Here is an 18,757-nt window from a genome sequence, read left to right on the forward strand (position 1 = left end):
GCCTAGGGCTGCTCTACTGAGTATTAAAGCGTTGTGCTTGTTGTTTTTGCTTGCAGGTGCAGAATCAAGTAATCAGGACCGCCAGCTTTTGAATCTGTTCCTGACATGTTAAATCCGCCAAACGGCTGGTACCCAACGATGGCACCTGTACAACCGCGGTTGAAGTAAAGGTTTCCGACGTGGAACTCTTCTTTTGCCCGTTCGATGTGCTCAGGCGTATTTGAAAGTAGGGCACCTGTTAAGCCGTAGTCTGTATTATTAGCAATTTCCATCATATGATCGAAGTCGCGCGCTTTGCAGAATGCTACGACTGGGCCGAAGATTTCTTCTTGCATTAAACGTGCTTTTTCATCTACATCTGCAATAATCGTAGGCTGAATGAAGTAGCCTTTTGAATCATCTGCTTCTCCGCCCGTCATTAAACGGCCTTCTTCTTTACCGATTTCAATGTACTTTGTAATTTTGTTGAAAGAAGCCTGGTCAATAACAGGTCCCATATACGTGTTCACATCTTCAGGACTTCCCATTGTTAATGTTTTTGTCAGCGCAACTGCTTTTTCAAGAACGATATCGTATACGTCTTGGTGAACAACTGCACGAGAGCCTGCTGAACACTTTTGTCCAGAGAAGCCAAATGCTGAATACACAATAGAAGAAGCAGCTAAATCTAAATCAGCATCTTTATCTACAACGACCGTATCTTTACCGCCCATTTCAGCAATAACGCGTTTTAGCCAGATTTGACCAGGCTGTACTTTTGCCGCGCGTTCATAGATGCGGCAGCCTACTTCACGCGAACCCGTAAATGAAACGAAGCGTGTTTTTGGGTGATCTACTAAATAGTCGCCAATTTCGCTTCCGCTTCCCGGCACGTAGTTCAGTACGCCGTCTGGAAGGCCCGCTTCTTTCATTACTTCTACAAATTTTGCTGCGATAACCGGTGTGTTGTTAGCCGGTTTTAATAGAACCGTATTTCCTGCTACGATTGCTGCTGCTGCTGTTCCAGCCATGATTGCTAACGGGAAGTTAAACGGTGAAATAATAACGCCGACACCAAGCGGAATGTAGTTAAATTTATTTTCTTCACCGTCGCGGCTCTCCACAGGCGCACCGTCTTTTAGCTGCACCATTTGGCGAGCGTAGTATTCAAGGAAGTCAATTGCTTCTGCTGTATCAGCATCTGCTTCTTTCCACGGTTTTCCGGCTTCTTTCACAAGGTAAGCTGAAAATTCATGCTTGCGGCGGCGAATAATGTCCGCTGCGCGGAAAAGAATATCTGCTCGTGCTTCCGGCGCTTCTTTTTTCCACGTATTAAAAGTAGAAAGTGCTGCTTGCATTGCTTTTTCAGCCAAGTCTTGATCTGCTTTTGACACGCGGCCGATAACTTCTGTTTTATTTGCTGGGTTAATGGACTGAATTTGATCTTCTGTTGTAATTAATTCTCCGCCAATTACAAGAGGATAGTCCTTACCAAGCTCTGATTGTACAAGTTCTAATGCAGATTCAAATGCATCTTTGTTTTGTGCAATCGTAAAGTCTGTGAAAGGCTCGTGTTTGTATTGTTTGATTTCGTTGATATTCATTGTGTTCATTTTCATTACCCCTTTTTTTAGAAAATTTTAAACATAATTAATATTCCAACACCCTATACCTGTATTATAATCACCTTATTATCGTTTTGTACATAGTTTTTTAACAAAAATGTTCAAAAAAATTTAAAAATAAACACTTTTGTTTAAAATGCCAATGAATCTATGGTTTTTATAGTGATTTTGAACAAAACGAAAAGAAAGGAGTGTCGGTAAAGTATAAGAAAAGATGTTTTGAAGTAAAGAATTACGATAAGGGAAAGAGTTTATCGGTAGTAAATTAAAATGATCTTCCTTTCAAAAAAACAATAGACAAAGTTGTTCAATATAAATTATCATATAATTCGAAAAGTAATTTTTGTCGAATGAAGCTATCTTTTTCGTCAAGTGAAGGCTTCATTTGAATGTACAGATAGAAGGAGGGTAGAAAAACAGCAGTTATTTGTCCACATTGTTGTAAGGGCTTACATATTTAACGCGCGATGCGAAGAACGTGTAATTCTTTAAATGACGGTTCCTATAAGGAGGATTTTAACATGAGTCATCAACCGCCTGAGTTAAAAAAAGAATTAAAAATTCGACACATAACCATGATTTCTTTAGGGGGAATTATTGGTGCCGGTTTGTTCATTGGAAGTGGATCGCTCATTAACGCAGCGGGTCCTGGTTCCATTTTTTCGTACGCGTTTGCCGGTTTGCTGGTGATTTTAGTTATGCGAATGCTGGGGGAAATGTCTACGGCTAATCCTTCAAGCGGCTCGTTCGCCACGTATGCCAGAGAAGCGCTTGGGCCGTGGGCCGGCTACACAATCGGCTGGCTGTACTGGTTTTTCTGGGTAATTGTTATTGCAGTTGAAGCGATTGCGGGTTCAACGATTATTCAATATTGGTTTCCGTCTTTACCGTCTTGGGGCGTGAGTCTGATCCTGACGTTTTTACTAACGTTAACGAACTTATACTCTGTTAAATCATTTGGTGAATTTGAATACTGGTTTTCACTTATTAAAGTAGTTAGTTTAGTGCTGTTTTTACTTTTAGGAGGAGCGATCATCCTCGGTTTAATACCGGGAGTAGAGTCTCCGGGAGCATCGAATCTTCTTCATAGAGGAGGATTTCTTCCAAATGGAATCAGCTCCGTCTTTTTAGGAGTGGCGATTGTCATGTTTTCTTTTATGGGGACAGAAATTGTCGCAACAGCCGCTGGAGAATCGGCTCAGCCTGAGCGAGCGATCACCATCGCAACAAATACCGTTATTTATCGTATTTTAATTTTTTATCTTGGGTCTATTTTAATCTTAGTGACTATTCTTCCGTGGGATTCTTCAAGCTTGATGAAAAGTCCGTTTGTTTCGATATTAGAGCTGGTAAACGTTCCGGCAGCGGCTCAAATTATGAACTTTATCGTACTGACTGCTGTTTTGTCTTGCTTAAATTCAGGTCTATACACGAGTTCTCGTATGCTGTACTCAATGGCGCAAAAAGGAGACGCGCCGCGCATGTTTTTGAAGGTAAATAAAAAAGGCATTCCGTTTAATGCCATTGTAGGATGTACCGTGATTTCTTACATCAGCGTTGGTTTTAACTATCTTTCACCTGATAAAATCTTTTTATTTTTAGTAAACGCATCGGGAGGCGTAGCGCTTCTTGTGTACCTTGTTATTGCTTTTTCACAGCTTCGCATGAGAAAGAAATACGAAAAAGAAAAGCCGGAAGCATTAAAAATCAGAATGTGGCTGTTTCCTTATTTAACGTATGGAACGATTGCGGCGATCACAAGTATCTTTATTGCGATGGCATTTATTGATTCACTTCGCACTCAGTTTTATCTCACGCTGCTGATTGCTGTATTTGTGGTATGTTCGTACTTCTTTACGAAAAAGAAAAAAGATGATAGTTCCCTATCAGGGCAGGGGAATAAAAGAATTTCTTAATAGAAGAGAAAATCATCACGAGGGGCTAGGAGGAAGTAAATTGGCAAACAAAGAGTTAAAAAGAGGGCTTGAATCTCGGCATATCCAAATGATTGCTCTTGGAGGAACGATTGGGGTAGGGTTATTCATGGGTTCAGCAAGCACTATTAAATGGACGGGGCCATCCGTCCTGCTTGCGTATGCTATTTGCGGCGTTTTTATTTTCTTTATTATGCGTGCAATGGGTGAGATGCTTTATTTAGAGCCAAGTACGGGTTCGTTTGCGACATTCGGTCATAAATATATTCATCCGTTAGCGGGTTATATCACAGCTTGGAGCAACTGGTTTCAATGGGTGATTGTGGGCATGGCAGAGATTATTGCAGTCGGAGCTTATATGCAGTACTGGTTCCCGCATTTACCGGCGTGGGTTCCGGGAATTGTCGCCATGGTCATTCTCGGTGGGGCCAATTTAATTTCGGTGAAATCGTTTGGAGAGTTTGAATTTTGGTTTGCAATGATTAAAATTGTCACGATTGTTCTCATGATTATTGCCGGTCTTGGCCTTATTTTCTTCGGTCTTGGAAACGGCGGCGAAGCGCTTGGCCTGTCGAATTTGTGGGCAAACGGCGGTTTCTTTACAGGCGGATGGTCAGGCTTTTTCTTTGCCCTGTCGCTTGTTATTGCTGCCTATCAAGGAGTAGAGCTTATTGGAATTACAGCAGGAGAAGCAAAAGATCCTAAAAAAACGTTAACAAGTGCAATTCAAAGCTTAATTTGGCGTATTTTAATTTTTTATATCGGCGCCATCTTTGTGATTGTAACGGTGTATCCGTGGAACGAGCTGGATTCACTCGGCAGTCCGTTTGTTTCTACGTTTGCTAAAGTAGGAATTACAGCAGCGGCGGGCATTATTAACTTTGTTGTCATCACAGCGGCAATGTCTGGGTGCAACAGCGGAATTTTCAGTGCGGGACGTATGCTTTACACGCTAGGTGTAAACGGTCAGGCTCCGGCCTTTTTTACAAAGGTTTCTCGAAACGGTGTGCCTATTTATAGTACCGTTGCCGTGATGATTGGCTTAGCGGCGGGCGTTGTCTTAAATTATATTGCACCGCCAAACGTTTTTGTTTACGTGTACAGTGCGAGCGTGCTTCCAGGGATGATTCCGTGGTTTGTAATTCTTATCAGTCAAATTCGTTTTCGAAAAGCAAAAGGAGCGGCGATGGACCAACATCCGTTTAAAATGCCTTTTGCTCCTGTGACGAACTACGTAACCATCGCGTTTTTATTTATGGTGCTTGTAGGCATGTGGTTTAATGATGAAACGCGCATATCGCTGATTGTCGGCATTATCTTTTTAGCTATTGTCGTGCTGAGCTACTATGTACTAGGTATCGGTAAGCGCACGGAAGTACGGTCTTCTGAAAGACGTAAGCTAGTGAAATAAATGATTTTGTAAGAGAGGCTGAAAAGCATTTTAGTTTAAGAAGAAGATCCGAACGATGAATGTAACGCGTTCGGTGGTGAACGTAAGTTTCAACTTATGGATCTCATTTTTTCGTCTTTAGATTGAATTAGTTTTGTATGTCTTAATCTCTTTTGGACAGAAAAGAAGAACCGAAGTCAGCGCTTTTCTTAGGCTGTTTTCTTCTTTTATTAATGAGGTGCATGGCAAGAAGGAAAAAGAAAAAAGAAAAAACCAGAGTCAAAAGGGCGTGTTCAGGCATAAGATAATCCAACTCAAGCGAAATGCAAGCGGCATTTTTCTTGAGGAAAGAGTAACTAAAGAAAAGGAAGTGTTCATATGTCTGGAAACGCTGGATATGGTCATGGATCTGGTTTTGCTTTATTAGTTGTATTATTTATTTTATTAGTGATCATCGGCTGCAGCTGCTACGGCGGAGGCTTTGGCTGGTAATTCCCTCATTTAAAAAGCCCTATAAGGGCTTTTTCTCTGCTTATAAATAACGCTTTTTCCCGTTTTGATAAATGTTTACATGAAAACCGTTTACTTCACTCATAAAGACTTTAGAAGGAAAGTCTGCTGCTTTGACAGATGAAGTGATTTCGACAGTTTGATACGTCTTTGGTTCCAACGTAACAGTATGAAGCCTAGGCTTATTCATCATAAGTAAAAAAGGGGAATCTTCTTTAAAATAAGAGCGTTCATCCAGTGCTACTTCAAACGTAATAGGTTTTGAGCTGTAATTTTCAAATGAAAGGTCACAGGTGCCCGTTAATACGGTTTCTTTTTTATTTCTCTCAAATGTACAATTGCTGTTTTCCACATCGTAAGAAACGGCGTACATACCTGGTAATACGGTTTTTTGCATCGCTTCAACCATATGACCAGGACCCGATATGACAATAAATGCAGCTAACATCGTTAGTTTTAAACGATGACGATTTAAACTTTTGTAAAGGGCAAAAAGACCAAGTAAAAGAATGATTCCCCACGCATTGCTAGCATATTGAATTCCCGTCATTGTTTCTTCATCTCCATAGAGGGGAAGACCTAAAAAAGAAAAGACAGAATGACTGAGCGGCGTTGAGTTAGGAAAAGGGATGTTTAAAATAAAAACAGCTAGTAAAAAGGTGAGTCCTTTTATTAAAAGTGATCGTTCACGAATCATGTGGTTCCTCCTTAGCTATAAATCACGTATCATTATATACTATTATTATCTTTTTTTGTAATTAATGGTTATTTTTCTGTGCGTGGAGGGAAGATGAATGAAAACTTTGTTATTAGTTAGGCATTGTGAAGCAGAAGGGCAAGAAGCAAAAGCATCATTGACGGAACAAGGCATACAGCAGGCCCAGCAGTTAATAGGTTATTTGAACAAGCTGAGTTATCCCATTGATAAAATTATTTCAAGCCCGTACAAACGAGCCGTTCAAACAATTGAACCTTATGCAAAAGATACCGGTCTGCCTCTTCATATAGATACAAGGCTAGAAGAAAGGCGTTTAAGCGGACAGCCTCTTTTCAACTGGATAGAAGTATTGAAAAGAACTTTTGATGACATAGACTTTAAGGTAGACGGAGGAGAATCGACGAAAGAAGCCACGGTACGTGCTTTAGAGCTGTTTAAAGAAGTAATGAATGAAAAACAGAAAACGACTCTGTTTGTTACGCACGGCAATATGATGACGTTAATCCTCAGATATTTTGATCCGAAGTTTGGGTTTAATGAATGGTCGCGTTTAACAAATCCAGATATATATCAAATCGATCTCGAAAAGAAGAACGTTTCCATTACAAGGCTTTGGAATGAGCAGAAAACAAATTGATGAAATAAAAGATTTTTTGTGCATTTGTGCAGACGATAAGTTTAGCTCAATATAAAAACCTTCTGCCGCATCACAATCCAGAAATGTTGGTAGCCTCAAAGCTGCCCCGTAGGCTTTTAACAGATACATAATAGGATGAAGCCTGTCTTAGAACAGAAGCTTGCTATTTCTAAATTGATATGTTACACTAAGGTTAATTATTTTTGTTCGGTATGAAATTGAAAGAAGAGAAATATTCTTCAAGAGAAATTTTTATCTGGAAATAGTACGATTGAGCAAGGGTAGTAATATATGCGTGGAGAAATTCCACCACTGGAGGAAATAGTATGACTGAAGGTACAGTAAAATGGTTTAATGCAGAAAAAGGTTTCGGTTTCATCGAAATTGAAGGCGGAGAAGATGTATTCGTACATTTCAGCGCAATTCAAGGCGACGGATTCAAATCTTTAGACGAAGGTCAAAAAGTGACTTTCGACATCGAGCAAGGTCAACGCGGTGCACAAGCTGCTAACGTTGTAAAAGCATAATTTTATGCAATCCAAAAAAGACTCCGACTTTGGACGGGGTCTTTTTTTATTGTAACAAACACGCAGGTAACGGAGGAATACGTATGAGTAAAGCAAAAGGTAAAGGCGGCACAGGGCGAGGCACCGGCAAAAAAGGGTGGAACCGCTGGCAGGCGAGTGCAAAAAAGAAGAAAAATGCAAAGCCTTATAAAAGCAAGGGAACAAAAAATGCTGATAAGCCGGAAGGCAACTAATCCTATATGCGCAGTATAATCTGCAATTTCGACTTACTCTGCTTGAGTAAGTTTATTTAATATAGAATTATTTTTTTATTGCTTTTTTGACAGATTGCTGTCACTATATGAAATAATAAAGTGATTTGTGTGAATTTTCTATAAAAATTGATTTTTTTTGCAAACACTTTCATATTTCGACAACCTTTTTGATTTTTATCGGTTATACTTCTTTATAATAGATTATAGAAAGATGCAGGGGAGCATAAAGTGAGAGAGGAAAGCGACAGTTTACCTGTACGCTTTTTACGTTTCTGGACCGTATTGCAGTAGCGTCGTAACAAGTAGATCATGCATCAGTTTAGAACACATCAAAACTCAACTAAGTGTAACGGGGGGATATGAGTGAGCGTAGGCATCGTAATTGAAAAAGTTCAAAATTATGCTATGTTAGAAGATCATGTTTTGGTTGAAATGGTTCACAGCGGAGATGAAAAATCATTGGAGTATTTAATCAACAAGTATCAAAATCTTGTGAGGGGTAAAGCAAGAAAATATTTTTTGATTGGTGCTGAAAAAGAAGATATTGTCCAAGAAGGAATGATTGGACTGTACAAAGCAATTCGCGACTTTAACGAAGACAAGCTAACATCTTTTAAAGGGTTTGCGGAGTTATGTATCACAAGACAAATCATTACGGCGATTAAAACGGCTACTCGTCAAAAGCACGGTCCGTTAAATTCGTACATTTCATTGGACAAGCCTCTGTATGATGAAGAATCAAATTATACGCTGATGGATATGATTCCTGGCGATCAAATTGCTAATCCGGAAGCGGTGCTGATTCATCAAGAAAAAGTGGAAGACCGCGAGTTGAAAATTGCGGAAACACTTAGTGAATTGGAAAGAAAAGCATTGACGCTGTATATGGACGGCCATTCATACGCTGAAATTTCGAAGGAATTAAATACGCACGTCAAGTCAATTGACAACGCGCTGCAGCGTATCAAAAGAAAGTTAGGTCGAGACGTAGAAAGCAGACAAGCTATTTCATAATAGGTAAAAAACAGCCGGGCCTCAAAGGGGTTTCGGCTCTTTTTCACGGTCTTTTAAAATGTCTTGAATAATTTCAATATGAACAGAAGCCCACGATTGTTCACGGAAATGAAGAAACACGCTTGGAATGAGCATAAAAACGTACAGCACCACAAAAATAATCCAAAGCCAGCTGCCGTCTTTAAATAAAAATTGCTGCAGCCGCTGCGAAAATAAAAAAAAGAGCCAAGGCAAAGCAGAAACAAGGATGGGAATGACGCCGGAGCCGTTTTTTTCTTTGGTCATTCGGTAATACACTTTTCGCAAAGTAGCGCTTTCGAGCGTAAGGTAAAGCTGCCGGATTTCTTCCATTTCCGCTAATTCATCAATTTCTTCTGCGTTTTGGTTTTGATGAGCTGCTTTTTTCAGTTTAAGGTAGACTTTATGAGCATCGCCGCGCAGTGAAAACATATACCAGCCTCCCGCATATTGTTTCGTCTTCTTTAACAGAGTTTGCAGGTGCATGTAAATATATACAAAAAGTTTCGTGATACAAAAGAATAAGAAAACAGAAGTGAAAGCGTAAATCATTAGTAGAAAGTAAGAGAAAACAGCTGATTTTCGCCCTTTTTAGCCGCCTTTACACATCAAGTAGCAGCACATATACTAATAAAAGAATAATTAGTTACCTAGGTAAATAAAATGAAAGGTGAGGTGGGGAAAAGTGAATAACTTGGTGTTTCATGAGCTTCATCAAAAGTCGAGATTGTCTATTAAAGAAGTAAATGAAGTGTTAAAAGCGTACGGGCTATACAGCTCACAGTATTCAATATTATTTTGTTTAAAGCGATTCGGCTCGATGACGCAAACGGAGATTTGGCAGTATTTAAATGTCGAAGCGCCAACGGTTACCCGCACGTTAACAAGGCTTGAAAAAAGCGGATGGATCGTTCGAAAAGCAGGCAGTGATAAACGAGAGCGCATCGTTTATTTATCTCCTCAAGCGAAGAAAAAGCTTCCGGAAATTCAGCAAGAAATTGAACGTTTAGAAGAAAATTTGCTGATTGCTTTATCCGACAGCGAACAAGATCAGCTTATCTCGTTATTAAAGAAAATTTGTAAATCTACAGAAAGGGGTGAAATGAATGACGAACCAGCAGGAGCCAATCTGGACTAAAAGCTTTATCAGCATTGCGATTACCAACTTTTTTATTTTTGTCGTTTTTTATGCATTGCTAACGCTGCTGCCGATTTATGTATTAGACGCCTTAGAAGGCACGAGTACGCAGGCAGGGCTTGTTGTTACCATCTTTTTATTATCTGCGATTATTGTTAGACCATTTTCAGGGAAAGTCATTGAAAACGTTGGAAAGAAAAAAACGCTTGTATTTAGTACCCTCATTTTTGCGCTTTCTTCCTTCTTATATATGTTCATCCACGATTTTAACGTGCTTTTATTACTGCGCTTCTTTCAAGGAATTTCATTCAGCTTAGCAACAACCGTCACCGGAGCGATTGCAGCGGATTTAGTTCCCGCTAAACGACGAGGAGAAGGGCTTGGCTACTTCGGAATGTCAATGAACTTAGCCGTTGTTGCAGGGCCGTTTTTAGCACTAACGCTTCATCAATACATGGCATACAACATTATTTTCCTTGTATTTGGCGTGATTATGCTCGTTGGCTGGCTGTGCGGAATGATGGTCAAAAATCTTCAAGAAAACGCTGCTCCGTCAGTGAAGAAATCATTTTCACTGAGCGATTTGTTTGAAAAGAAATCCATGCCGATTTCATCTGTAGGTATTCTCGTTTCTTTTTCGTATGCAAGCATTATTTCTTTTATTTCTGTGTACGCACAGTCGCTTGGATTGATTAAAACAGCAAGCTTTTTCTTTGTCGTATTCGCAGCTGCGATGCTGATTTCACGACCGTTTACAGGAAGATTATTTGATAAATCTGGCCCAAACATTGTGATTATTCCATCGTGTATTGTCTTTGCCATTGGTCTATTTAGTTTAAGCCTTACACATTCTTCTTGGATGCTGCTGTTTTCAGGTGCGTTAGTAGGTCTAGGCTATGGAACGCTGCTTCCTAGCTTCCAAACGCTTGCGATTCAAGCGGCGCCTGCTCACCGAAGCGCATATGCAACTGCTACATTCTTTACGTTTTATGATAGCGGTATTGCGGTTGGTTCATTTGTATTAGGAATTGCAGCAGGTGCTTTAGGATATTCAAAACTGTACTTTGCACTTGGTATTTTTGTTCTTTTGATTACACTTTACTACAAGTGGATTGCAAATTTACGTCAAAAACAAAAAGCAGCAAATATCCAGGTGGGCATGAAATAAAAAAGCTCGGCGTAATGTGCGCCGAGTTTTTTTCTGGATTTTTTACAGGACTTTGGAAGGGAAGCATATTTAAGTCAAAAGGTACTAGCCAATTCCTATCCATCTGCACCATACTTTAACAGAGGAACCATTTACATATAAAACTTCTTGGATGAAATAAAAAACAAAGGAGAACAAACATGAAAGTAATGAAACCTCTTATGGTCACAGCGTTAGGGCTTAGTCTTGCCACTTTTTATGAAGGCGCTTTTCCTGCAGAAAAAGCTGTGCAAGTACAGGCTGCTACAGACGAAAACGTGATTGCTGACAAAGCAAAAACGTATGAAGGAGCGGATTATACGTCTGGAGGAGAGACGCTAAGCGAAGGGTTTGACAGCTCTGGCTTCGTTCAATATGTGTTTAAACAAGCGCTCGATACAAAGCTGCCTCGTTCCGTGAAAGAACAGTCAGAGCTTGGAACAGAAGTCGATAAAAACGAGCTGCAAGCGGGCGATGTATTATTTTTTGACACCAATGAAAACAGTGAAGTGAACGTAGCCGCTATTTATATCGGAGACGATGAGATGATTTATGCATCTTCTTCAGACGGAAAAGTCGTGGTGAAAAACATTTCAAGCAGCGCCTATTGGTCATCACATTTTGCCAAAGCAAAGCGCATTACAGGAGGACCGGAAATTGCAAAAGATAATGAAGTTATTGCAGAAGCGCTAAAACATCTCGGCACACCATATGTATTTGGAGGCGAGTCGCCAACGGACGGTTTTGATTGTTCCGCATTTGTTGCATATGTATTTCAACACGCATCGGACGTCTACCTTCCGAGATCAACCGATCAGCAGTGGCAAGTTGGAGAAGAAGTTGCTCGCGCAGATTTAAAGGCAGGAGACGTTATCTTTTTTAAAGACACGTATCGTGAAGGGATTTCACACGTCGGTATCTACGCAGGCGGCAATCAGTTTATTCATGCCAAGCGCAGCGAAAATGTGACGATGGATTACTTGACAAGCAGCTACTGGACGTCTAAGTACGCAGGAGCAAGGCGCTACGATGACTTATCGCTGTCAAAAGACAACCCATTTGTGACCGAATCTCTTAAATATGTAGGAGAAGTACCTTATGCACAAGGTGGGACAAGTCCTTCTACAGGCTTTGATACGGCTGGTTTTGTTCAATACATTTATAAAGAAGCAGCTGGAAAAGACATTCCGCGCTATGCGAATCAGCAGTGGGAAGCAGGAGAAAGCATTTCACAATCTGACTTGAAGCCGGGAGATCTCGTCTTTTTTGAAGGAAGTTCACTTATTCCATCTATCTATATTGGAAATGCCTATGTCGTTCACGTGTCCACATCTGAGGGCGTGAAAATTACAAACTATAAAGTAGACAGCTACTGGGCGCCTAAATACTACGGAGCAAAGCGCATGCCATAAAGGTAAAAACCAAGACAGTCTGGGGCTGTCTTGGTTTTTTAATAGGTAGTCAATTGTTTTTGTATGTCTTTGATTCATGATACAAATCTCTGAATATCGTTCAAAGTCGTTTTGTCTTTCATCGTCTGACGCGTCATAATAGTAAAAAGGAGCTTCACTTGTATAGCTCATAGGCAAAGCAGGATGAGGGTGTTCACAGGTTAAGTCTTTATAGTGAAGTTTGTTCGTTTTCTTCTTTCCGTATAGTTTTCTTCTTCGCATATTATTTTACACTCCTCAGATAAAAGTATCTTCATTATAATACAAAAAAATAGCTGCTTAAGCGTATAATGTGTAAAAAAGTTTGATTCCCCGTATCTTTTGAACTTCCTTTAATCGTTTAGTAAATAGAGAGTGCAAAAGGAGTGAAAATCATGTCACATTCAAAAAAAATCGAAACACAAACAAAAAGCTTTGACGATGCATGCTGGAACGAGCATTACCCAAAATTGCAGCAGTACTGCCGCTTTTTAGCGCAAAATGCGTGGGACGGAGACGATATTGCCCAAGAAACGTTTTTAAAAGCTCAGCGATATAAAGGTGAAGAGCACAAGCTGTCTTCCGCGCTGTTAAATAAAATTGCGTATCACCACTGGATTGATCTGCTGAGAAAACGAAAGCGTGAAGTAATAGCCGCAGAAGAAGGTTTGGACCACCAAGACGGCAAGCGGGCGTTTGATATGAAAGGACACTCGGTTGAGCTGCTCCTTAGTCAGTTTACGCCAAAGCAAGCAGTTATCTTTTTCTTAAAAGAAGGCTTTCGCTATCAGCTAAAAGAAATAGCGTTGATTTTACAAACGTCAGAAACGGCGGTAAAAAGCAATTTACATCGTGCTAAGCAGCGGTTAGAAAAAGACGGTGAGCCGTTTTCTACAGATTCTTTTTGGGATGAAAAAGAGCGTAATGAGCTGTCAGAACTGTTTTATAAAACGTTAGAAGCGCAGGACCCAGCACTTTTGATTCATGCTTTGCCTTCCTTAAAAAGCGTCATTCAAAAACCAACGTATACTCCGAAGTGCACTCTCTGCATGGCTGCATAGCCATATTACGTGTGATAAGGAGGATATATATGAGTACGATTCCATATGTAATTGAACAAAGCAACCGCGGTGAACGTTCGTATGATATTTATTCGAGGCTGTTAAAAGACCGAATTATTTTGATTGGTGATGAAATCAATGATCATATTGCCAACAGCGTGGTCGCGCAGCTGCTGTTTCTTGCGGCAGATGATCCTAAAAAAGATATTTCACTTTATATTAACAGCCCCGGAGGTTCCACTTCAGCAGGGTTTGCGATTTATGATACGATGCAGTACATCGAGCCGGATGTTCAAACGATTTGCACGGGCATGGCCGCTTCTTTTGGCGCATTGCTTCTCCTAGCAGGAGCAAAAGGAAAGCGCTATGCACTTCCAAATAGTGAAGTTATGATTCATCAGCCGCTAGGAGGGGCTAGAGGGCAGGCGACTGAAATTGAAATTAGCGCTCGGCGAATTTTAAAATTGAAGCAGCATATTAATGAAATCATATCAACACGAACGGGACAGCCGGTTGAAAAAGTGGCAAACGATACGGAACGAGATTATTTTATGAGTGCTGAAGAAGCAAAGACTTATGGAATTATTGACGGTATTCTGTTGCCAAAATAAAGAGACACCAAGGAAGCATAGACGGCAGCGTCTATGCTTTCTTTCTATAGAAATAAGAAAAAAGACCTTAGTATTATCTTTATTTTTCTTAAAAAGGTAGGTATTATATAAAATATAACAGATTTTAGAAAGAAGGTTTTACACATGCAAGAAGTGATTGGAGTAGAGCAGCGGTCTCTGTTTCAAAAAGTATTAGTAACATTTATTTTTTCGTTATTTATTTCAACAGTTGGCTTATACGTAGGTCAATATGTGCCGCCGGCTTATTTTATTCCGTTAGCGATTGCTGAACTTGTGATGCTGGTTGCGGCATTTATGTTACGAAAGAAAAAAAGCGTAGGATACGGTTTTACATATGCGTTTTCATTTATATCAGGCATCACGCTGTTTCCGATTGTTAGCTACTATGCATCAGTAGCGGGGGCGCAAGTTGTGCTTTATGCGTTTGGAAGCACGTTCGTTATTTTTACGGTGATGGGTGTGATTGGGGCAAAAACGAAAAAAGATTTAGGGTTTTTAGGCAGCTTTTTATTAGTAGCGCTGTTAGCACTAGTCTGTATCAGCATTTTCTCGCTGTTTAGTCCCTTAACAACGCCTGGACTCATGGCATTCTCAGTGATTGGTACCATCGTTTTTTCACTTTACGTGCTGTATGATTTTAATAAAATGAAGCACGGTGAAATCACGGAAGAGCTTGTTCCACTGCTGGCACTATCCCTTTATTTAGACTTTATTAATCTATTCATCAACTTGCTTCGCTTTTTCGGTATTTTAGGAAGCGATGATTAATAAGAAAAACCTGTTCTCACAACAGGTTTTTTTCTTTTATTTATTCTCCGCCATCCCCATCTCCATCCTCGCTAACGTCATCCTCTGTTTTTTCATAGTTTGGTCCGGTAGCGTAAGGTTCTTTAAAAAACTTTTCAAGCCAGGTGGAACTTGTAGCGCCCGCGCCGTTTTTAGCGTGAATAAATTCCCTGATTGTATATATTTCAACAACTTGCTTTCGATATTTCCGAAATAAAAATGCGCTGGCAACAACGCCAATGCTGATGATTATATACATATTCATGAAATCCTCCTTATAAAAGGGTTAGTGTTATGTATGCCAGATAAGAAAAGGATATGCGAACCTAAAAGAAGTTCGTTTAGTGGTGCGAGCCTTTGAAAAAATGGTAGTATAGAGCAGGTACATAGAGAACGTAAATTTTTTGGAAGGATGCATGTTAGTGGTGAATTTTAAAGAGTTTTTTACTATTTCTTCGTATGAAGTAATGGAGCATATGAGTCGAAAAGAAAACGGAAAGAATATAGATGAATATGAAGTGATGTTGTATAACGAAAACGTCAGTCAAACAGAAAATGTGATAATTAAGTTTAAAAAGGTGAGCGATGAAATAGCAGTGGAAAAGGTCCAAACGCTCTCTTACTTTGATCAACAGAGTCCCAAACATCCCTGTAAGGTTTGCGGCAGTGAAGTGATGGTAAAAGAGAACAATAGCGAAGAACCAGAAGTTTACGTACATGATTGTTCATTTAACGGTGAGGAAATAGAGGATTGCTTAAGGGAACTAGTACAAAATGAACTTTTACAGGATAGATTTACTCAAGAAGAATTCGACCGGAACTATGGAGTTAACTACCGTGATGACGCTAACCAGCAATATAGCTTTTACGATGCCCAGCAAAGAGATACTTTTTACACCATCTTTAACGATAGTGTTTATCACACCTCTTACGCAGGACCACAAGAGCTCCGCTGCAAGTTTTGCGGGATGGATGAAGAGCTGCTCGTTGTAGACGGAGCTTTCTATCAAAAATGCGCTGTGCTAACTCCACATACAAATCAAATTATTGATATGATTGAAGCAAGGAAACAAAACGAACCAGACGTAACAAAACGTTGAGGAGAGAAAAGGGACCGAAATCTCAGAAGAACATAAAAAAGAGCTTCCTTTTGAGCGAAAGGAAGCTTATCAAGTTTGTACCTATAGGGTTGAGTGGTGCATAATTAAATAGCTACCGGAATAACCGATGAATCATTAAAATAAACAACTTCTGAAAGAATGGTGCAGCCTTTCAGGTTTTTGAGCTGAGAAAGGGCTTCTTCTTTGCTATCAAACTCGTACATTCTCATTTCACCTTTTCTTACATAACACGTAATTACATACATTTTAGAAGTACCTCCACCTATCATTTATCAATTTATTAATAAAGAGCCATAACGGCTTTTATTCCTATTAAAATAGCGTAAGTGCCCCTGTGACAATAGCAAGGACAATTAGAACAAGAGATGTTAAAATGGCCCATTTAAATGCAAAGCGCTGATGTTCACCAAGATCAACACCTACCATACCTACAAGTAAGAAAGTAGACGCAACGAGTGGACTTAACAGATGAACAGGTTGTCCGAGCACTGAAGCTCGCGCAATTTCCATCGGATCAATTCCGTAAGAAGCAGCTGTTTCAGCGAATATTGGTAAAACACCGAAGTAATAAGCGTCGTTACTCATCACGAATGTAAACGGCATGCTTGTTAAAGCAACGATTGTCGGTAAAAACGAACCGAGTGAATCAGGAACTAAATGAATTAACAGGCTTGCCATTTCGTCAACCATTTTAGTGCCGGATAGTATTCCTGTAAAAATACCGGCTGCAAAAACAAGGGCTGCAACAGTTAGTGCGTTGCCCGCATGAGCCATTAAACGTTCTTTTTGATCCTCAAGTTTTGGATAGTTAATCATAAGAGCAAGCGCAAAACCAATCATAAATAAAACAGAAACAGACCAAATGCCAGAAACCAATACGACCATGAGTGCAATGGTTAAAGCTAAGTTAATCCAGATTTTTTTAGGCTGTGTAATATCTTCTTGAGAAGTTAAAGATGCGTCTTCAGCAAACGCAAGCGAGCTTTTTAATTCAAACTGCTCGATGTCAATAGCACCAAGTCGTCTGCGCTCTTTTTTTCCAAGAATATAGCCTGTAAAGACAACCCACAAAGCTCCGCCAATTAACGTTGGAAGAAGTGGGATAAAGAACTCAGATGCATCGAGGTGAAGGGCGACAATCGCACGAGTAGCCGGGCCTCCCCAAGGCGTCATGCTGCTCATAATACTAAGAGAAAGCATCGCAACTGTCGTTAACACTAACGGACTCATATTCAGGCGTTTATAAAGTGGAAGAAGAGCAGAAACCGTAATCATATAAGTGGTTGTACCGTCTCCGTCTAGTGCAACTAAAAGCGATAGAAGAGCCGTTCCGATGACGATTTTAAGCGGATCGCCTTTTACGATTTTTAACAGCTGCTTAATTAATGGATCAAACAGTCCGGCATCAATCATAACCCCGAAATATAAGATGGCGAACAGCAGCATCGCAGCTGACGGAGCTACTTGTTTTAACCCTTCTAGCATCATGTCTCCGACGCCTTTGCCAAAACCTCCAATCACCGCAAAAAGAAGTGGAATGACCATTAAAGCTACGATAGGAGACATCCTTTTTGACATAATGAGATACGTAAAGACAATAATCATTGTAAAACCTAGTAGTGCTAGCATTCAAACAACCTCCTTTATTTTCCCTCTTTTCTCTGAAAGCGTTTTCTTTTAGAGTAAAAAAACGTGACTAACATTTCTCATCCCCATGTATGAGTCGTAGTTTGATTATTAAGAATTTTTAAAGCCGCTCTTTACTCCCGCTGATGTTTCTTGTTTTCATGTTAGTACATTTTTAAAAATAAAGGAAATATAGGTTTTTTTAGAAAGTTCATAAAAAATTTTTATAATGGTAGTCTAGAAAAAAGCTTGGTCTAAAAGAGAGATTTTTCCAAGACGCAAACTTTTTAACTTTGGCTTTATTTTTCACTTAGCTTTAAAAAGTCAATAAACGCTTTCACGACCGATAGATTCAAGTAAGAAGGATCATACATGAGCCACGTGTTTCGAAGCAAAGGTGATTCATCTCGGTACGAAAGTCCGTATGTATATAAGTTGTCGCTGGAGTGAAGGCAAATTTCAGGTAAAATGGCAAAGCCTAAATCATTTTTGACCATTTCTTTGGCCGTTTCTTGCCGGTCAACTTCCATTGCCACAAACGGAGGCTCTGAAAACTTGTCATGCCACCAGTCTTGAATGAGATCTTTTAGTGACGTATCGGTTTTATAGTTAATATAAGGCAGGTTCGGCAAATCATCGATCGCAATCTCTTTTTTCGAAATTAAGCAGAGCCGTTCTTTCGTCAGCAGTGATTTTTCTCCGTTCCACGGGTAATTGCCTCTTAAAATACCAACGTGCACACGCGAAGAGTCTAATAGATTCATAACTTGCGTACTCCAGCCCGTATTGACGCTGAACTGTACATTTGGGTAGTGAAGAGAGAACTGCTTTAAAATTTTAGGAAGTTTATGCTGTGCAAAGTTACTCGATACCCCTAAGCGAAGTGTTCCCGTAACGGTTTCGCTCATATTACGCATGCTGTCTTTTGTTTCCTGCAGCTGCTTCCACATATTTTCCGCATAGCGAACAAGATGCTCACCTTCAGATGTAAACTCAATTCCTTTTTTCGTTTTGAAAAAAAGCGTCACGCCAAATTCTTCTTCAAGATTTTTAAGGCGGTAGCTTAAAGAAGGCTGCGATACGTAGAGCCTTTCAGCCGTTCGCGTAATGTTCTTTTCTTCGTGAAGCGTTTTAATTAATATCCAATCTTTTTGGTCCATCCCGATTCCCC

Annotated in this window: 21 protein-coding genes; 14 read left to right on the forward strand and 7 right to left on the reverse strand. The window is 39.9% G+C overall.

What is annotated here, in order from left to right; all coding sequences use genetic code 11:
• Nucleotides 1-23 precede the first annotated feature (23 nt).
• Nucleotides 24-1,592 (reverse strand): L-glutamate gamma-semialdehyde dehydrogenase, encoded by a 1,569-nt coding sequence (gene pruA / locus POF52_RS05385; protein WP_013084496.1) that lies wholly within the window; start codon nucleotides 1,590-1,592, stop codon nucleotides 24-26.
• Nucleotides 1,593-2,125: 533 nt separating this feature from the next.
• On the opposite strand from pruA, the gene POF52_RS05390 reads away from it, so the two are divergent.
• The 3 genes from POF52_RS05390 (at nucleotide 2,126) to POF52_RS05400 (ending at nucleotide 5,420) form a co-directional block, all read left to right on the forward strand.
• Nucleotides 2,126-3,520, forward strand: a complete 1,395-nt coding sequence (locus POF52_RS05390; protein WP_013084495.1) for an amino acid permease — start codon at nucleotides 2,126-2,128, stop codon at nucleotides 3,518-3,520.
• 40 nt (nucleotides 3,521-3,560) lie between these two features.
• Nucleotides 3,561-4,949 carry an amino acid permease gene (locus POF52_RS05395; protein ID WP_042991972.1) on the forward strand — a complete coding sequence of 463 codons (1,389 nt, stop codon included), beginning with the start codon at nucleotides 3,561-3,563 and terminating at the stop codon, nucleotides 4,947-4,949.
• Between the two features lie 357 nt (nucleotides 4,950-5,306).
• Entirely contained in the window at nucleotides 5,307-5,420 is a 114-nt protein-coding gene (locus tag POF52_RS05400; protein WP_013058504.1) for a YjcZ family sporulation protein, read from the forward strand.
• A 40-nt stretch (nucleotides 5,421-5,460) separates the two neighbouring features.
• On the opposite strand, the gene POF52_RS05405 is transcribed toward POF52_RS05400, so the two are convergent.
• Nucleotides 5,461-6,135, reverse strand: coding sequence for a hypothetical protein (locus POF52_RS05405; protein ID WP_271990484.1), 675 nt, complete (start codon nucleotides 6,133-6,135; stop codon nucleotides 5,461-5,463).
• A gap of 97 nt (nucleotides 6,136-6,232) precedes the next feature.
• Here POF52_RS05405 and POF52_RS05410 point away from each other — a divergent pair, with 97 nt between their 5' ends.
• From POF52_RS05410 to sigH, 4 genes are all read left to right on the forward strand, one after another.
• Nucleotides 6,233-6,793: a histidine phosphatase family protein gene (locus POF52_RS05410; RefSeq protein ID WP_016765131.1), complete on the forward strand. Its 561-nt coding sequence runs from the start codon at nucleotides 6,233-6,235 to the stop codon at nucleotides 6,791-6,793.
• 326 nt (nucleotides 6,794-7,119) lie between these two features.
• A complete protein-coding gene (locus POF52_RS05415; protein ID WP_013058502.1) occupies nucleotides 7,120-7,320 on the forward strand; it encodes a cold-shock protein in 201 nt (66 codons plus the stop codon).
• Nucleotides 7,321-7,397: 77 nt separating this feature from the next.
• Nucleotides 7,398-7,553 carry a DUF3934 family protein gene (locus POF52_RS05420; RefSeq protein WP_162837669.1) on the forward strand — a complete coding sequence of 52 codons (156 nt, stop codon included), beginning with the start codon at nucleotides 7,398-7,400 and terminating at the stop codon, nucleotides 7,551-7,553.
• Between the two features lie 384 nt (nucleotides 7,554-7,937).
• A complete protein-coding gene (sigH, locus tag POF52_RS05425; protein ID WP_013058500.1) occupies nucleotides 7,938-8,588 on the forward strand; it encodes an RNA polymerase sporulation sigma factor SigH in 651 nt (216 codons plus the stop codon).
• Nucleotides 8,589-8,609: 21 nt separating this feature from the next.
• Here sigH and POF52_RS05430 read toward each other — a convergent pair whose 3' ends face one another.
• Entirely contained in the window at nucleotides 8,610-9,038 is a 429-nt protein-coding gene (locus tag POF52_RS05430; protein WP_034649688.1) for a hypothetical protein, read from the reverse strand.
• 253 nt (nucleotides 9,039-9,291) lie between these two features.
• Here POF52_RS05430 and POF52_RS05435 point away from each other — a divergent pair, with 253 nt between their 5' ends.
• The 6 genes from POF52_RS05435 to POF52_RS05460 all read left to right on the forward strand — a co-directional run bounded on the left by POF52_RS05435 (nucleotide 9,292) and on the right by POF52_RS05460 (nucleotide 14,821).
• Nucleotides 9,292-9,744, forward strand: coding sequence for a MarR family winged helix-turn-helix transcriptional regulator (locus tag POF52_RS05435; RefSeq protein WP_271990494.1), 453 nt, complete (start codon nucleotides 9,292-9,294; stop codon nucleotides 9,742-9,744).
• The gene (locus tag POF52_RS05440; protein ID WP_271990497.1) at nucleotides 9,713-10,912 is read left to right on the forward strand and encodes an MFS transporter; all 1,200 of its coding nucleotides are present in this window, start codon (nucleotides 9,713-9,715) and stop codon (nucleotides 10,910-10,912) included. The genes POF52_RS05435 and POF52_RS05440 overlap by 32 nt, the downstream gene beginning before the upstream one ends.
• A gap of 179 nt (nucleotides 10,913-11,091) precedes the next feature.
• A complete protein-coding gene (locus tag POF52_RS05445) occupies nucleotides 11,092-12,342 on the forward strand; it encodes a C40 family peptidase (protein WP_271990500.1) in 1,251 nt (416 codons plus the stop codon).
• A 413-nt stretch (nucleotides 12,343-12,755) separates the two neighbouring features.
• Complete coding sequence (locus POF52_RS05450) at nucleotides 12,756-13,421, forward strand: sigma-70 family RNA polymerase sigma factor (protein ID WP_271990503.1); 666 nt, start codon at nucleotides 12,756-12,758, stop codon at nucleotides 13,419-13,421.
• Nucleotides 13,422-13,450: 29 nt separating this feature from the next.
• A complete protein-coding gene (clpP, locus tag POF52_RS05455) occupies nucleotides 13,451-14,032 on the forward strand; it encodes an ATP-dependent Clp endopeptidase proteolytic subunit ClpP (RefSeq protein WP_013084484.1) in 582 nt (193 codons plus the stop codon).
• Between the two features lie 144 nt (nucleotides 14,033-14,176).
• On the forward strand, nucleotides 14,177-14,821 hold the full coding sequence (locus POF52_RS05460) for a Bax inhibitor-1/YccA family protein (RefSeq protein WP_016765124.1): 645 nt from the start codon (nucleotides 14,177-14,179) through the stop codon (nucleotides 14,819-14,821).
• Nucleotides 14,822-14,861: 40 nt separating this feature from the next.
• On the opposite strand, the gene POF52_RS05465 is transcribed toward POF52_RS05460, so the two are convergent.
• Nucleotides 14,862-15,104, reverse strand: a complete 243-nt coding sequence (locus tag POF52_RS05465; protein WP_176583200.1) for a hypothetical protein — start codon at nucleotides 15,102-15,104, stop codon at nucleotides 14,862-14,864.
• A gap of 157 nt (nucleotides 15,105-15,261) precedes the next feature.
• Here POF52_RS05465 and POF52_RS05470 point away from each other — a divergent pair, with 157 nt between their 5' ends.
• Nucleotides 15,262-15,939 carry a hypothetical protein gene (locus POF52_RS05470; RefSeq protein ID WP_271990511.1) on the forward strand — a complete coding sequence of 226 codons (678 nt, stop codon included), beginning with the start codon at nucleotides 15,262-15,264 and terminating at the stop codon, nucleotides 15,937-15,939.
• 104 nt (nucleotides 15,940-16,043) lie between these two features.
• Here the strand turns inward: POF52_RS05470 and POF52_RS05475 are convergent, their stop codons facing one another.
• From POF52_RS05475 to POF52_RS05485, 3 genes are all read right to left on the reverse strand, one after another.
• Nucleotides 16,044-16,205 carry a hypothetical protein gene (locus POF52_RS05475; protein WP_016765121.1) on the reverse strand — a complete coding sequence of 54 codons (162 nt, stop codon included), beginning with the start codon at nucleotides 16,203-16,205 and terminating at the stop codon, nucleotides 16,044-16,046.
• A gap of 67 nt (nucleotides 16,206-16,272) precedes the next feature.
• Complete coding sequence (locus tag POF52_RS05480) at nucleotides 16,273-17,589, reverse strand: CitMHS family transporter (protein WP_013084478.1); 1,317 nt, start codon at nucleotides 17,587-17,589, stop codon at nucleotides 16,273-16,275.
• Between the two features lie 296 nt (nucleotides 17,590-17,885).
• Complete coding sequence (locus POF52_RS05485; protein WP_014458763.1) at nucleotides 17,886-18,746, reverse strand: LysR family transcriptional regulator; 861 nt, start codon at nucleotides 18,744-18,746, stop codon at nucleotides 17,886-17,888.
• Nucleotides 18,747-18,757 lie beyond the last annotated feature (11 nt).

The organism is Priestia sp. AB, from assembly GCF_028369225.1.
Lineage (GTDB): Bacteria > Bacillota > Bacilli > Bacillales > Bacillaceae_H > Priestia > Priestia megaterium.